The 15,411-nt window shown below is 64.6% G+C and carries 10 protein-coding genes; 6 read left to right on the top strand and 4 right to left on the bottom strand.

The genetic code is table 11. From position 1 onward, the window contains the following. Positions 1–9: 9 nt before the first annotated feature. The 3 genes from G7044_RS13210 to G7044_RS13220 all read left to right on the top strand — a co-directional run bounded on the left by G7044_RS13210 (position 10) and on the right by G7044_RS13220 (position 5,321). Entirely contained in the window at positions 10–1,338 is a 1,329-nt protein-coding gene (locus G7044_RS13210; RefSeq protein ID WP_166329619.1) for a sigma-54-dependent transcriptional regulator, read from the top strand. A gap of 463 nt (positions 1,339–1,801) precedes the next feature. Further along, positions 1,802–4,435, top strand: a complete 2,634-nt coding sequence (locus G7044_RS13215; protein WP_166329621.1) for an Rne/Rng family ribonuclease — start codon at positions 1,802–1,804, stop codon at positions 4,433–4,435. Between the two features lie 142 nt (positions 4,436–4,577). Next, positions 4,578–5,321 carry a cytochrome c biogenesis CcdA family protein gene (locus G7044_RS13220; RefSeq protein WP_166329623.1) on the top strand — a complete coding sequence of 248 codons (744 nt, stop codon included), beginning with the start codon at positions 4,578–4,580 and terminating at the stop codon, positions 5,319–5,321. Here G7044_RS13220 and murJ read toward each other — a convergent pair. The 3 genes from murJ to G7044_RS13235 are packed head-to-tail and all read right to left on the bottom strand — an operon-like array spanning position 5,318 to position 10,819. Further along, entirely contained in the window at positions 5,318–6,844 is a 1,527-nt protein-coding gene (murJ, locus tag G7044_RS13225; RefSeq protein ID WP_166329625.1) for a murein biosynthesis integral membrane protein MurJ, read from the bottom strand. The two genes, G7044_RS13220 and murJ, sit on opposite strands and share 4 nt — an antisense overlap. Before the next feature lie 2 nt (positions 6,845–6,846). After that, positions 6,847–9,690: a [protein-PII] uridylyltransferase gene (locus G7044_RS13230; protein ID WP_166329627.1), complete on the bottom strand. Its 2,844-nt coding sequence runs from the start codon at positions 9,688–9,690 to the stop codon at positions 6,847–6,849. Continuing rightward, positions 9,629–10,819 (bottom strand): penicillin-binding protein activator, encoded by a 1,191-nt coding sequence (locus tag G7044_RS13235; RefSeq protein ID WP_166329888.1) that lies wholly within the window; start codon positions 10,817–10,819, stop codon positions 9,629–9,631. Before G7044_RS13235 ends, G7044_RS13230 begins: the two co-directional genes overlap by 62 nt. A gap of 98 nt (positions 10,820–10,917) precedes the next feature. On the opposite strand from G7044_RS13235, the gene rsmI reads away from it, so the two are divergent. The 3 genes from rsmI to gshB all read left to right on the top strand — a co-directional run bounded on the left by rsmI (position 10,918) and on the right by gshB (position 13,293). Next, positions 10,918–11,811, top strand: coding sequence for a 16S rRNA (cytidine(1402)-2'-O)-methyltransferase (rsmI, locus tag G7044_RS13240; protein ID WP_407947408.1), 894 nt, complete (start codon positions 10,918–10,920; stop codon positions 11,809–11,811). Further along, positions 11,811–12,269, top strand: a complete 459-nt coding sequence (locus G7044_RS13245) for a YraN family protein (protein WP_166329629.1) — start codon at positions 11,811–11,813, stop codon at positions 12,267–12,269. Before rsmI ends, G7044_RS13245 begins: the two co-directional genes overlap by 1 nt. 70 nt (positions 12,270–12,339) lie before the next feature. After that, on the top strand, positions 12,340–13,293 hold the full coding sequence (gene gshB / locus G7044_RS13250; RefSeq protein WP_166329631.1) for a glutathione synthase: 954 nt from the start codon (positions 12,340–12,342) through the stop codon (positions 13,291–13,293). Positions 13,294–13,842: 549 nt separating this feature from the next. Here the strand turns inward: gshB and G7044_RS13255 are convergent. Further along, entirely contained in the window at positions 13,843–15,369 is a 1,527-nt protein-coding gene (locus tag G7044_RS13255; RefSeq protein WP_166329633.1) for a YifB family Mg chelatase-like AAA ATPase, read from the bottom strand. Positions 15,370–15,411 lie beyond the last annotated feature (42 nt).

Here is a 15,411-nt window from a genome sequence, read left to right on the forward strand (position 1 = left end):
TGAATGAGTATGAGCAAGACGCTCCAAATCGCCATCGTTGATGACGAGCCCGATATGCGCGAATCCATCAGCCAGTGGCTGGTTCTGTCGGGCTTCAACACGGTCACCTTCGCCTCGGCCGAGGATGCGCTGAAGGAGATCAGCAGCGACTGGCCCGGCGTGGTCATCAGCGACATCCGCATGCCCGGCATGGATGGCATGGCCTTCCTGAAACGCCTGATGAGCATCGACAGCGCGCTGCCGGTCATCATGATCACCGGCCATGGCGACGTGCCGATGGCGGTCGAGGCGATGCGGATGGGGGCCATGGACTTCATGGAAAAGCCCTTCAAGCCCGACCGTATGACCGAGCTGGCGAAGAAAGCCACGCAGATGCGCCGCATGACCCTGGACAACCGCGCCCTGCGCCGCGACCTGTCCGAAGGCCAGCAGGTGATGTCAAAGCTGGTCGGCCAGTCAGCGGCGATGGAACGCCTGCGCGAGGATATTCTGGATCTGGGTCAGGCCGATGGCCATGTGCTGATCGACGGCGAGACCGGCACCGGCAAGACGCTGGTGGCCCATGCGCTGCATGCGGTCGGGCCGCGCGCCTCGAAGAAATTCGTGCCGGTGGCCTGCGCGGCCTTCGATCCCGACAGGCTGACCTCTCGGCTGTTCGGCCCGATGGAAGACGGCATCCCCGCGGTCGAGGAGGCCCGCGGCGGCACCCTGTGCCTGGAAGATATCGAGGCGCTCCCGGATGCCTTGCAGGCCCGCCTTCTGGGCTTTATCGCCGATCAGGGCAGCCCGGCCGAAACCCGCATTATCGCCATTTCCAACGCCCGCGGCGACGGCCGCCGGCCCGAGGATCTGCTGCGCCCCGACCTGTTCTATCGCCTGTCGGCCTTGCAGATCACCGTGCCGCCCTTGCGTGCGCGGGGCGAGGATATTCTGGCGCTGTTCACCCGCATGACCGAACAGTTCGCCGATGAATATGGCTGTGAACCGCCACAGGTGAACGCGCAGGAAGCGGCGCAGCTGTTGCAGGCCCCGTGGCCCGGTAACGTCCGCCAGCTGATCAACGTGGCGGAACGCGCTGTGTTGCAGAACCGGCGCGGTTCCGGCTCGATCACCTCGCTGCTGATGACCGAAGGCGACGAGGATCAGGCCCAGGCCACCACGACCGAGGGCAAGCCGCTGAAGGAATATGTCGAAAGCTTCGAAAAGATGCTGATTGACAACACGATGCGCCGCCACAAGGGCAGCATCGCGGCGGTGATGGACGAATTGTGCCTGCCGCGCCGCACCCTGAATGAGAAGATGGCGAAATACGGGCTGAGCCGCGGCGACTATCTGTGATTGGTCGGCGTCGTGCCTCGACGGCGCGATGCCGCCCCGGATTGCTGGTTCGACTGACCGCCGATCATGCGGGCGTAATCAGTTTCCCATTGAACTTTCGGCCCCGCCGCCCTTATGTTCAACATATGCGCGGTCATTCAACTGTCGGTTGATCCGTTCCGGGATGAGCGCGCCATCAGTTTCGCAGCGGAGGCTGGCCCGCCTGAAGGTGGCCGTCATCCGCCAAGAAAACCGCCCTGCGGCGCATTCAGTGCGAGGGCTGTCATTCGCTGCCCCTCAGCCCATGGCCGGGGCCAAGAGGTAACAGACGCGATGCAACGCGCGCGACTTTTCAAGGCGGAATTGCTGCGGGGACCAACCCCTGCATACGCCTGCGTCGCCGCGCCCGCGTCCCCATCATATCGCAGCCCTGACCAGCGTCCTGCCGCAAGCAGGCGTGTCAGGCTGCGCGAAAGAATCAACTATGGCAAAGAAAATGCTGATCGACGCCACGCATGCGGAAGAAACCCGCGTCGTCGTGGTGGATGGAACCAAGGTCGAGGAATTTGATTTCGAGACCGTCAACAAGCGCCAGCTTGCGGGCAATATCTATCTGGCCAAGGTAACGCGGGTTGAACCCTCGCTGCAGGCCGCATTCGTGGATTATGGCGGCAATCGCCACGGCTTTCTGGCCTTCGCGGAAATCCACCCGGATTATTACCAGATCCCCGCCGCCGACCGTCAGGCCCTGATGGAGGAAGAGCGCGCCTATGCCGAGGCCGTCGCCGCCGAGGAAGCCGCGCGCGAAAAATCCGGGGGCCGCAAGTCGCGCCGTCCGGCCCGTGCCGAAAAGGTCGAATCGGGTGACGAGACCGTCGCCTCGGACGAGATTCCGGGGATGGAGGTCGTCGATCACGCCGAGGAGGGCGCGGCCGAGGGCGAGGTCGCTGCCAAGGAGGCCGAAGCCGTTGAAGCCGACACCTCTGCGGCGGAAACGGCCGAGGTCGATGCCTCTGACGATAGTGCCGAGCGCGAAGCCGGCGATAAGGATGACAGCATCGAATCGGTCGCCGACGAGGACGTGACCGAAGAAATCCGCGCGCCGAAGAAACCGCGTGCGCGCCGCTACAAGATCCAGGAAGTCATCAAGGTCCGCCAGATCATGCTGGTGCAGGTGGTCAAGGAGGAACGCGGCAACAAGGGCGCGGCACTGACCACCTATCTGTCGCTGGCAGGCCGTTATTGCGTGCTGATGCCCAACACCGCGCGCGGCGGCGGGATTTCCCGCAAGATCACCAATGCCGCCGACCGCAAGAAGCTGAAAGACATCGCAGGCGAATTGAAGGTGCCGCAGGGTGCGGGTCTGATCATCCGCACCGCCGGCAGCCAGCGCACCCGGACCGAGATCAAGCGCGACTATGAATATCTGATGCGGCTGTGGGAACAGATCCGCGAACTGACCTTTGCATCCACCGCGCCGGCGCCGATCTATGAGGAAGGCGATCTGATCAAGCGCACGATCCGCGACCTTTACAGCCGCGAGATTGACGAGGTGCTGGTCGAGGGCGATCGCGGTTACCGCGTGGCCAAGGACTTCATGAAGATGATCATGCCGTCCCATGCCAAGAACGTGAAGCATTACACCGACCCGATGCCGCTGTTTGCGCGTTATCAGGTCGAGGGCTATCTGGCCGGCATGTTCAACCCGGTCGTGCAACTGAAATCGGGCGGCTATATCGTCATCGGCGTGACCGAGGCGCTGGTGGCCATCGACGTCAACTCTGGCCGGGCCACCAAGGAAGGCTCGATCGAGGATACGGCGACCAAGACCAACCTCGAAGCCTGCGACGAGGTGGCCCGCCAGCTGCGCCTGCGCGACCTTGCCGGGCTGATCGTCATCGACTTCATCGACATGGACGAGCGCAAGAACAACGCCGCCGTCGAAAAGCGCCTGAAGGACAAGCTGAAGACCGACCGCGCGCGGATCCAGGTCGGCAAGATCTCGGGCTTCGGGCTGATGGAGATGTCGCGCCAGCGGCTGCGTCCGGGGATGCTGGAATCGACCACGCAGCCCTGCGCGCATTGCCACGGCACGGGCCTGATCCGTTCCGATGACAGCCTTGCGCTGACCATCCTGCGCGCCATCGAGGAAGAGGGGACCCGCAAGCGGAGCCGCGAGGTGCTGGTGCGTGCGCCCATCGCCGTCGCCAACTTCCTGATGAACGCCAAGCGCGAACATATCGCCACCATTGAAAGCCGTTACGGCATGTCGGTGCGGGTCGAAGCCGATCCCTCGCTGACCTCGCCCGATTACGCGATCGAGAAGTTCAAGACCGCCACCCGTGCCGTTCCCGAAGTGATCGCCCCGGTGCTGTCGGTCGATGCGCAGCTGATGGCGCAGATCGACGAGGACGAAAACGTCGTCGAAGAAGCCGAGGAAATGGAGGCCGAAATCGCCGCCGAGATCAAGGCGGATGACGAGGCCAATGCGCGTGCTGAAAGCGAATCCGACGGCGAGGGTCGGGGCAAGCGCCGCCGCCGCCGCCGTCGCCGGGGTGGCAAGGACCGCGAGGATCGCGACGCCCAGAATGGCGAGGACGAGGACGAGACCTCGGAATCGCCGGTCATGGTGAAGGCGGTCGAGGAAACCGACGCCGAAGCCGCGCCCGCCGAGGACGCGCCCGAGGCACCGAAAACCCGCAGCCGCTCGCGCAGCCGGTCGCGGCGCAAACCCGTCGAGGCGGAAGCGGTCGTAGCCGAAGCAGTCGCGGCGGAAGAACCCGCCCCGGTCGCCGAAACGGTGGTCGAGGCTGTTGCAGACCCGGTTGCAGCCGATGCGCTGCTGGAAACCGAGGCCGGCCCGTTGGGCGATGATACCGCGTCAGCGCCTGTCGCCGATCAGCCTGAAACCCAAACGGATGCTACCGCTGCCGCAGTGGAACAGGCCGAAATCGTCAGCGAAGACAGCGCGCCTTCGGCCGAGGCCGCTGTGCCCGCGCCCGAACCCGAGCCCGAGCCCGAGCGGGTGGCGGAAACGGTCGGCGAATCGGTTGCCGCGGCAGAGGCCGAACCCGCCCCGGCACGGCCCAAGCGGCGCGGCTGGTGGTCGATCGGCTGACCCTGTCCCGCACACGCACAGCAAAGGCCCGCCACATGGCGGGCCTTTTGCATTGGATGCAGCGGGCCTGCACGCGGTGGGCTGACGACACTGTGACAGGCTGTCCACTGGCGCGGGCGGCGAAAATCTCTAGTCTCTCCGCATGTTTGGCATTGATCTGATAGACGCGAGCTTCCTGCCCGCCGCCTTTGTCGCCCTGCTGGCCGGGGTTGTGTCCTTCCTGTCGCCCTGCGTGCTGCCCATCGTGCCGCCCTATCTGGCCTATATGACCGGGGTGGGGGTGAACGGGCTGAAGACGGGCGAACGCAGCGCGGTGCCGGCGGCGCTGATGTTCGTGCTGGGTCTGTCGACGGTGTTTCTGGTCATGGGCTTCGCGGCATCCGCGCTTGGCCGGGCGTTTCTGGAATATCAGGTCTGGCTGGCCCGGATCGCCGGCGTCGCCGTCATCATCATGGGCCTGCATTTCCTGCATGTCTTCCGCATCCCGATCCTCGACCGCGAGGCACGGCTGGAGACCGGCGATCAAGGCGGATCGGCGCTTGGGGCCTACGTTCTGGGCCTCGCCTTTGCCTTTGGCTGGACGCCCTGCATCGGGCCGTTGCTGGGCACGATCCTGTCGCTGGCCGCCACCGATGCCGATGCCACGCGCGGCACCGCGCTGCTGGCGGTTTACGCGCTGGGGCTGGGCATCCCGTTCCTTCTGTCGGCGATCTTCATCAACCGCGCCATCGGGCTGATGAACCGCATCAAGCCGCATATGAAAGCGATTGAGCGGGTGATGGGCGTGTTGCTGATCGGCGTGGGGCTGATGCTGATCAGCGGACGTATGGCCGCCCTGTCTTACTGGATGCTGGAAACCTTCCCCGGCCTTGCCACGCTGGGTTAGCGCTTCACGTTCCGCTTCAGGTCGGCCAGCGTGATGGCGCGGGTTGCGAAGCTGAGGGTGAAATAGATTGCCGCCCCGCCAAAGACCAGCAGCGCCAGTTCCGGCAGGCGCGCCATGCCGATGCGGTCGGTCCAGCCATTGATGAACCACAGCGCCGCCGCCATCAGAGCCGAGGAAAGCAGGATCCGCGGCGCGGTCCGACGCACACGGGCATCGGCCTGCACCGACTGGCCCATGCCGCGCGTTCCCCGCCACAGCTGCGCAACCATTACCCACGCCGCAACCGAGGTGCCGATGGCCGCCGCCAGAAAGCCTACCGCGCCCATCAGCCCAAAGGCCACGGCGGCATTTACCACCATCGAGATGACGGCGTAGCGGAAGGGGGTCTTTGTGTCCTCGCGCGCGAAATACAGCGGTTGCAGGATCTTTTGCAGCACAAAGGCTGGCAGCCCAAGGGCATAGACGATCAGGGCATTGGCCGTCTGGCGGGTGTCAAAGGCGCTGAACTCTCCCCTTTCGAACAGGGTCGAGACCATGGGAACGGCGATGACACTGATCGCAAAGGCGGCCGGCAGGGTCAGGAACAGCCCGAATTCCAGCGCCCGCGAAAAGGCGGCTTGGCCGCCTTCGTGATCCTCGGCCCGCAGACGGCGGGCGAGTTCGGGCAGCAGAACGACGGCGACGGCGGCGCCGACGACGCCAAGCGGCAGCTGATACAGCCGGTCGGAATAGGACAGCCAGGCAATTGCGCCGTCGAAGAACGACCCGACCTGACGACCGACCAGCAGGTTGATCTGCACCACGCCGCCCGCGAACATGGCGGGCAGGGCGATGGCCAGCAGGCGGCGAAGGTCCGGGGTCAGGCGCGGTCGGCGGGGCAGGAAGGTCCAACCGGTGCGATGCGCGTCCCACCAGACCAGCCCCAGTTGCGCGATGCCGGTGATCGGCGTCGCCCATGCCAGCGTCAGGCCCAGATCCCAGCCGAACCAGCGGCCCAGATACATGGCGATGATGAACAGCAGGTTCAGCAGCACCGGGGCGGCGGCGGCGGCGGTAAAGCGGTGGTTCGCGTTCAACACCCCGCCCACCATCGAGGCCAGCGAGATCAGCAGGATATAGGGGAAGGTGATGCGGCCATATTCGACCGCCAGATCGAATCGTTCATCGCCGACAAAGCCCGCAGCCATCAGCCAGACCAGCCCCGGCATCAGGATCATCCCAAGTGCAGAAAAGATCATCAGCACGAAGCTGAGCCCCGCGAAGGCGTCGCGCGCAAAGCCCTGCGGGTCGTCGCCGCCTTCCAGTTTCTTGGAAAACATCGGCACGAAGGCGGTGTTAAAGGCCCCTTCTGCGAAAAAGCGGCGGAACATGTTGGGCAGGGACAGCGCGACCAGAAACGCCTCGGCCACGGGACCGGTGCCCAGCCATGCCGCCATCAGGATGTCGCGGACAAAGCCGGTGATGCGGGACAGAAATGTCCACAGCCCGACCGAGATGAACCCGGCCACCATTGATTTCTTCATGCTTATGCTCCTGCCCGCTCGGCGCCTTCACGGATTGCCTGACGCAGCCTTTTTTCCAGTGTCTCGCGGCGGCCTGCCTGATGCAGTTTCAGCCCGAAGGCGTCCTTGACATAGAAGCTGTCGACCACCTGCGCGCCATAAGTCGCGATGACCGCGCTGGCGATCTGGATGTGATTTGCGGCCAGCGTCCGGGTCAGGTCGTAAAGCAGGCCCGGACGGTCGCGGGTGTCGACCTCGACGATGGTATAGATTTCCGAACCCTCATTGTCGAAGGTGATGTGGGTCGGGAATTTGAAAGCGCGGTCGCGCTTCTTCATCTGGTCCTTGTCGGCAAAGGCGTCGCGCGCCACCACCTCGCCCTTCAGGGTCCGGTCGATCATCTTCGACAGACGCGGCAGGCGGTCGATGTCATAGGGGTGGCCCTCGGCATCCTGCACCCAGAATACGGCGGTCGCGAATCCGTCTTTCGAGGTATAGGTGCGCGCATCGACGACGTTCGCCCCGACCAAAGCCAGCGCGCCCGCCAGCCGCGAGAAGATGCCCGGATGATCGGACAGTACAAAAGCCGCCCGCGTGGCATCGCGGTCGGCATCGGGGTGCAGGTCGATGCGGATTTCGTTGTCCGAGATGCCCTTGAGCAGCTGCGCGAAAACGGCATGCGTTTCCGTGGGCAGCCCTTGCCAGTAATTCGCATAGTGGCGCGCGGTTTCGGCCCGGATGGCCTTTCCCTCCCACCCTTGGGCGGCGAGGTAATGGCGCAGCGACCGCTTGGCCTCATCACGGCGTTGATCGCGGTTCAATGCCTCCATCCCGCTGTCCAGAACGGTGGCGGTCTGTTCGTATAGCTGGCGCAGCAGCACGGCCTTCCAGTTGTTCCAGGTGCCGGGGCCGACGCCGCGAATGTCGCAAACGGTCAGCACCAGAAGCAGGTCAAGCCGCCGGCGCGATTTCACCGCCTTGGCGAAGTCACGGATGGTCCGGGGGTCCGAGATGTCGCGCTTCTGCGCCACATCCGACATCAGCAGGTGGTTGCGGACCAGCCATTCCACGGTCTCGATCTCATCGGGGGAAAAGCCCAGCCGTGTCGTCACACGCCGGGCGATCTGGGCCCCGATGATCGAGTGATCCTCGGGCCGGCCCTTGCCGATATCGTGCAGCAGCGTGGCCAGATACAGCACCCGCCGGTTGATCTCGCCGGCCATGATCCGGCTGGCGATCGGCAGATCCTCGACCTCACGGCCCTGTTCGATTTCCGACAGGGCGACGATGCATTGAATGGTATGCTCGTCCACCGTGTAGTGGTGGTAGACGTTGAACTGCATCATCGCCACGATGGGTTCGAATTCGGGGATGAAGGCGGACAGCACCCCCAATTCGTTCATCCGGCGCAGGGCGCGTTCCGGGTTGCCGTGTTTCAGCAACAGGTCAAGGAAGATCCGCACCGCTTCGGGGTTTTCGCGCATGTCCTCGTCGATCAGATCGAGGTTCGATGCCACCTGCCGCATCGCTTCGGGATGGATGAGGATGCCGGTGCGCAGCGCCTCTTCATAAAGGCGCAGGATGTTCAGCGGGTCCTTCAGCGCGGTATCGGGATCGGAAAATGTCAGGCGCCCGGCGTTTTCGGCAAAGCCCGGCCGCATCTTCTTGCGCCGGCGAAAGATGCGTTCCAGCAGCGGTTGCTGAAAGACGTGGCGACTTTCCAGCGCGGCCAGGAAGACGCGGGTCAGGTCACCCACGCGGGTGGCATGGCGGAAATAGTCCTGCATGAACAGCTCGACCCCGCGCCTGCCGGGGCGGTCGTGATAGCCCATGCGGCGCGCCACCTCGACCTGCATGTCAAAGGACAGCACGTCGACGGGCCGCCCTGCGATCAGGTGCAGGTGGCAGCGCACGGCCCAAAGGAAATCCTCGGCCTGCCAGAAGGCCAGGTGTTCCTCGCGCGAGAAGAAGCCAAGATCGACCAGCTGCGCGGCGCGTTCGACCCGGTGAATGTATTTCGCGATCCAGTACAGCGTTTGCAGGTCGCGCAACCCGCCCTTGCCTTCCTTGACGTTGGGTTCAAGGACATAGCGCTGTCCACCCTGCCGGGTATGACGCTGGTCGCGCTCGGTCAGCTTTGCCTCGATGAATTCGGGGACTGTGCGGTCGAACAGCTCGGCCCACAGCCGGTCGCGCAGCGTTTCCGCCAGCGAGATCTGGCCCGCAACCGGGCGATGTTCCACCATCGAGGTGCGGATGGTCATGTCCTGCGCGGCCAGTCGCAGGCAGTCATCGATGCTGCGGGTGGCGTGGCCGACCTTCAGCTTCAGGTCCCACAGCATGTATAGCATGGATTCCACCACGCTCTCGGCCCAGGCAGAGGTCTTGTACGGCGTCAGGAACAGCAGATCGACATCGGATTGCGGGGCCATTTCGGCCCGGCCGTAACCGCCGACGGCCAGCACGGCCAGATGCTCTGCCTCGGTGGGCGAAAGGATCGGGTGCAGGTGGGTGGTGGCGACGTGGTAAACCGTGGTGACGATGGCGTCGGTCAGGCTGGCAATGGCGCGCACCGTCTCGCGCGCGGCGCGCGGGTGGGTGTCGAAGCCGGCGATGATGTCATCCATCGCGGCTGTGCGCGCGGCCTGCAGGGTGGCCACCGTTTCAGCGCGGACCGCACGGGCATCAGGGGCAGATTTCAGCCTTGCATCCAGGTCCGGCAGGAAGATTGCAGGATCGAATATCGAATGCGCCCCGGGCAATGCCGGGGCGCTTTGGGGCAGGGTTTCGCCGGCGGAGCTCAAGTCAGAGCCCGAAGCCGCCGCCGAAGCTGCGCGGGGCGGGGTCGATGATGACGACCCTGCCATTGTTGATCGTGGCGATCGACATGCCGCGTTCATTGGTGCCGTTCGGGCGCAAGCGGAAGACGCCGTTGACGCCGGTAAAGCCGGCCGAGCGGGTCAGCCCGATGGTGTTCACCGCGTTCTTATTGCCCGAGCCGGCAAGCGCGGCGATTGCGGCCACGCCGTCGTAACCCAGCGAGCCGAGGTCATGCGGTGCTTCGCCGTAAGCGCCGCGGTAGCGGTTGATGAAATCGCCCTGCAGCGTGGTGTCTGGCAGTGCAAACCAGCCGCCCTGGACACCTGGCAGCGACAGCCGCGCGGCCGGGATGTCCCAGCGAGTCAGGCCCATGAACTGCGTCTGCGCCGAGGTGACACCGGCGGCATTCAGCTTGTCCGTCAGATAGGGCAGCACGGCCTGTTGGTTGGCAGTCATGAAGATGGCGTCGATGCGCCCCGATTTTGCCGCCTCGGAAACTGCCGGGATGATCGCGTCGATACCATCCTGCGACAGCGCGTGCTGTTGCTTGCCGGTCAGGGTGGCGCGGTTCTGGGCGATGGCAGTTTCGATCGCGCCCGCGCCGATCTGGCCGGCCGGGTCGTTTTCATAGACCATCAGGAAGCGCCGCAAGCCTTGCTTGACGCCATAGCCGACCAGCCGGTCGGCGACGTTCTGGAAAGTATTCCCCAAAACATAGACGTTGCCGCCCGCGATTTCGGCATTGTTCGAGAAGGACAGCACGTTGAGGTTATTATCCTTCATCGCATTGCCGACGGCATTGGCCGAATCGGCAAACAGCGGACCTAGGATGATCTTCGCGCCCTCGGCCGCTGCCTTTTCTGCGGCCTCGACGGCAGAGGCTTCGGCCGGGGTGGTGGTATAGACGCGCAGGTCGATTCGCGCGCCGCGCGCATCAGATGCCGCCATCCGCGCCGAATTGGCCAGCGAACGCCCGAGCCAGTCGAGATCCGCATTCCCGGTGCCGCCCGGCACCAGCAGTGCGACCTGCACAGGCTGGCTGGGGTCAATTTGTGGCCCGATGGCGGGTCCCGAACGGCCGAGGCTGGTGGGTTGGCAGGCAGCGACCGCAAGACCGGCTGCCACGATGCCCGCCTGCGCGGCACGCCGCGAGATTCGCTTGGCAATGGTGAACATCACTTTGATTCCCTATTGTCAGGTTGTTGTGGCTTTGCGCCGCAGCCTATTCACAACACCCTGCCTTGGCAACGCAGGGCCAACCAAGCGAGCCTGACGTGACCGACCAAAGCGACGCCCCCCGACCGCTTCCCGCCCGGATCGAGGCGCCCCGGCTTGATCCGGGGTTGTATCTTGTTGCGACCCCGATCGGCGCTGCGCGCGACATCACCCTGCGCGCATTGGATGTGCTGAATGCGGCGGACGTTTTGGCGGCCGAGGATACGCGGACCATGCGCCACCTGATGGACATTCACGGCGTGCCCCTGCGTGGCAGGCGGATCATCGCCTATCACGACCATAACGAGGGCCGTCAGGGTGGACCGCTGGTCGAGGCGCTGGGTGCCGGCAAATCTGTTGCCTATTGCTCGGATGCGGGAACACCGCTGGTTGCCGATCCGGGATTTCGCCTGGCACGTGAAACCGTAGCGGCAGGCGGACGCGTGCACGCGGTCCCGGGCGCGTCTGCCGCGCTGGCGGCGCTGACGGCTGCAGGCCTTCCCAGTGATCGCTTTCTGTTCGCGGGTTTCGCCCCGCAGGCGTTGGGTGCCCGCCGGAGCTGGCTGGCCGAGGTCGCCGCCACCGACGCGACCGCGATTATCTTCGACAGCCCCAGACGCGTTAAGCAAACCTTGGGAATTTTATGCGAGATTGATCCGAATCGTCATACTGTCCTGTGTAGGGAACTGACCAAGAAGTTCGAAGAAGTCATGCGGGGGACCGCTGCTGAAATCGCCGCCCGCATTCCAGATGGTGGCGTTAAGGGCGAAGTTGTCCTGCTGCTGGACCGGCCGGCCGCGCAGGTCGTCGACGAGGCCGATGTAGAAGCGGCGCTTGCGGCGCTGCTGGAAGAAATGTCCGTTCGCGACGCCGCCGCCGTCGTTTCGGACCAGTTCGGAATTGCGCGGCGGGATGCCTATCAACTGGCCCTGTCGCTGGGAAAGGATCGCTGATGCAGCTCTGCTTTGATTTCGATCGGGTTCCCGTCACACCTGTGGTGCTTCCGCAGACTGCGCCTGCACAATCCTTGCCGTGCGTCTCTAATGCGCGTCGTGCTCGTGGTCGGACAGCATATCAGGCGGGCCTGATGGCCGAGGCTTCGGTCGCCGATCATTACCGGCGTGCCGGATATGAATTGGTTCAGATGCGCTGGCGCGGCAAGGCCGGGGAAATCGACATGATCCTGCGGCGCGACGGCCAGTATATATTCGTCGAGGTAAAGGCATCGCGGGATTTTTCCCGCGCCGCCGATCGTCTGACGCGACGCCAGATGGACCGAATCTGTCGAGCCGCCTGTGAGTTCTGTGGCACTCTGCCGACTGGCCAATTGACGGACATGCGACTGGACGCGGCATTGGTTGACCAGTTCGGCCGGATCGAAATCATCGAGAATGCCTTTTGGGAGCAATAGGGCCGGCACCATCGCGGCTTGATCTGCGGCGCATAACGTCCGACAACGCGGCAAAACAGAGGATGCCGCCATGAGCCTTTATGTCGCCCTGCAGATGGACCCGATCGAAGATGTGGCCATTGATGCAGACAGCACCTTTCGCATCGGCATTGAGGCCGAGGCGCGCGGTCACAGGCTTTTCCAGTATACGGTTGATCGGCTGACCTATCGCGCGGGCCGAGTTTATGCGCGTGGCCGCCCGGTTACCCTTCGCCGCGAGCAGGGCAATCACGTGGATTTCGGCGACTGGGCGGTTGTCGATCTGAAAGAATTTGATGTCGTCTGGCTGCGTCAGGATCCGCCCTTCGATATGGGCTATGTCACCTCGACCCATCTGCTGGACCGGGTCCGCGACGACACTCTGGTGGTCAATGATCCGTTCTGGGTTCGCAACAGCCCCGAAAAACTGATGGTGCTGGATTTTCCCGATCTCACGCCCGAAACCCTGATCACGCGTGACGTGGCTGAGATCCGTGCCTTCCGCGAGGCCCATGGCGATATCATCGTCAAGCCTCTTTACGGAAACGGTGGCGCGGGGGTGTTCCATTTGCGTCCTGACGATCCGAATCTGTCCTCGCTGATGGAACAGTTCGCCGGGATCAATCGCGAGCCGGTGATCGCACAGCGTTACCTGCCGGAGGTCAAGAGCGGCGACAAGCGCATCATTCTGGTTGACGGGGAGCCGATCGGCGCCATCAACCGCGTCCCCGCCCAAGGCGAGGCGCGGTCGAACATGCATGTCGGTGGCCGACCGGAAAAGACCGGGCTCACACCGCGCGAGCGGGAAATCTGCGCCGCAATCGGTCCAACCTTGCGCGAAAAGGGACTGCTGTTCACTGGTATCGACGTGATTGACGGCTGGCTGACCGAAATCAACGTCACCTCGCCAACGGGCCTGCAGGAATTGGAGCGTTTCGACGGTGTGAACGGCGCTGCAGCGATTTGGGATGCTATTGAGCGCAAGGTTGCCGCGCGGCAGGGCTGATAGGCATTAAGCTGCATTGAGCAGGGCGAAGGCTGCCGCATTCGCCCTGTTGCAGCTGTGCATCCGAGCGGTTCGCTTTGAGGCGGCGCTCTCTGACGTCACCCAACTCGCGCGCGTCAGCGGTTCACTCTGGTTATTCTCTCATTTGAAGGCCACTCTTGCCCGTGCGGTGGAGGGGGCTCATGCAGTGCGACGCAATTGAGACGGGCGGTTCAGGTCCGCCGAATTGCAGGGTGACGAGTCCAATCGGCTGCAAATACGAACCTCGCGGGTCGTGGTGTCCTGACGACTGGTCGAAAAAAGTGTTTTGTGGTCCTGCATCGGGTGGCAGCGACGATCAGCATATACAGTTGACTGCGCTCGACTGGCGCCTCGGACAGCGGTTGGTGCTGCGCGAGTTTCTCCGTCCTGCGGCACGTGGGCAAAGGGCATCTGGTGTCGATATGGCCCCGAGCAGCTATTACCTTTCCGCAGGCGCAGTGCTTAGTGATGCGGGCGAAATGACTCCGCACAGTGTCGGTGTCCCCCCCCTTCTATCCTTTCACCGCCTCACCCGCCGGCGACAAAAGGCAGGCGATAGCTGAGTGCTTCGGCGACATGTTCGCCCCGCACGTCAGGGCTTTCGTCCAGATCTGCGATGGTGCGCGCGGTGCGCAGAACGCGGTGATAGCCGCGCGCGGTCAGGCCCAGCCGATCAGCCGCGCGGCGAATCAGATCGCGGCCGTCGGGGTCGGGCTGGGCGATCTGTTCCAGCAGCGCGGGTGGGGTTTCCGAATTGCAGCGCGGCCCCGTCGGGCCAAGGTCGAACCGGGTGAATCGGGCGCTTTGGCGGTCCCGCGCTGCGGCGACGCGCGTTGCGACCTGGGCAGAGCGGTCGCCCGCCGGCGGCAGGTCGAGGTCGTCGAGGCTTACGGCGGGCACCTCGATCCGCAGGTCAAAGCGATCCATCAGCGGGCCGGAGATCTTGCCGAGGTAATCCTCGCCACAGTTGGGGACGCGGGCGCAGGCGCGGGCCGGATCGGCCAGGTAACCGCAGCGGCAGGGATTGGCTGCAGCGACCAGCAGGAAGCGGCAAGGATAGCGGATATGGGCGTTGGCGCGGGCGACGGTGATTTCGCCGGTCTCGATGGGCTGGCGCAGGGTGTCCAGCACCTGACGCGAGAATTCGGGAAACTCGTCCAGGAACAGCACGCCGTTATGGGCGAGGCTGATTTCGCCCGGTTTCGCGCCGCGCCCGCCGCCGACAAGTGCGGCCATCGAGGCCGTGTGATGCGGGTCGCGATAGGGGGCATGGCGCGGAATGCCGCCGTCCTTCAGAAGCCCGGCGAGGGAATGGATCATCGAGGTTTCCAGCGCCTCGGCCGGGGTCAGCGGCGGCATCAGGCCGGGCAGGCGGGCGGCGAGCATGGATTTACCGGCGCCGGGTGGGCCGACCATCATCAGGTGGTGCCGGCCTGCCGCTGCGATTTCCAGCGCGCGTTTGGCGCGTTCCTGGCCCTTCACCTCTTGCAGGTCGCTGCGGGATGCGGGTTGGGCAGCCTGCCCCGGCTGGGCGCGGGTCAGGGGCGTGCGGTCGGTCAGGTGGTCGATGACGTGGCGCAAGTGGCTGGCGGCGAAGACGGGCACTGTGCCGACCCATGCGGCTTCGGGGCCGCAGGCTGCCGGGCAGATCAGGGCGCGGTCGTCCTCGGCCGCGGTCATGGCGGCGGGCAGGGCGCCGGTGACCGGGGCCAGCCGGCCATCAAGGGCCAACTCGCCCAGTGAAACCAGATCCGACAGCGCCTCGGCCGGCAGGATTTCCAGCGCCGCAAGCACCGCAAGCGCGATGGGCAGGTCGAAATGCGACCCTTCTTTCGGCAGATCGGCGGGCGAGAGGTTCACGGTGATCCGCCTTGACGGAAGCGCGATTGCCAGCGCGCCAAAGGCGGAACGCACGCGTTCGCGCGCCTCGGACACGGCCTTGTCGGGCAGGCCCACAATCGCGAAACCCGGCAGCCCCGCGCCGACCGAGGCCTGCACCTCGACCAGACGGCCCTCGACCCCCTCGAAGGCGACCGTGTAAGCGATGGCGACCATGTTAACCTCTTTTCGGGGCAAGCTAGGCCGCGCCTGCTTAAA

The organism is Paracoccus xiamenensis (genome assembly GCF_011308835.1).
Classification (GTDB): Bacteria; Pseudomonadota; Alphaproteobacteria; order Rhodobacterales; family Rhodobacteraceae; genus Paracoccus; species Paracoccus xiamenensis.

Coding starts and splice junctions, on each gene's coding strand:
- G7044_RS13230 (WP_166329627.1), bottom strand. CDS start 9,690: ATGGCAGGGTCGTCATCATCGACCCCGCCCCGCGCAGCTTCGGCGGCG.
- gshB (WP_166329631.1), top strand. CDS start 12,340: ATGAGCCTTTATGTCGCCCTGCAGATGGACCCGATCGAAGATGTGGCC.
- G7044_RS13210 (WP_166329619.1), top strand. CDS start 10: ATGAGCAAGACGCTCCAAATCGCCATCGTTGATGACGAGCCCGATATG.
- G7044_RS13255 (WP_166329633.1), bottom strand. CDS start 15,369: ATGGTCGCCATCGCTTACACGGTCGCCTTCGAGGGGGTCGAGGGCCGT.
- G7044_RS13245 (WP_166329629.1), top strand. CDS start 11,811: ATGCAGCTCTGCTTTGATTTCGATCGGGTTCCCGTCACACCTGTGGTG.
- G7044_RS13220 (WP_166329623.1), top strand. CDS start 4,578: ATGTTTGGCATTGATCTGATAGACGCGAGCTTCCTGCCCGCCGCCTTT.
- G7044_RS13235 (WP_166329888.1), bottom strand. CDS start 10,819: ATGTTCACCATTGCCAAGCGAATCTCGCGGCGTGCCGCGCAGGCGGGC.
- murJ (WP_166329625.1), bottom strand. CDS start 6,844: ATGAAGAAATCAATGGTGGCCGGGTTCATCTCGGTCGGGCTGTGGACA.
- G7044_RS13215 (WP_166329621.1), top strand. CDS start 1,802: ATGGCAAAGAAAATGCTGATCGACGCCACGCATGCGGAAGAAACCCGC.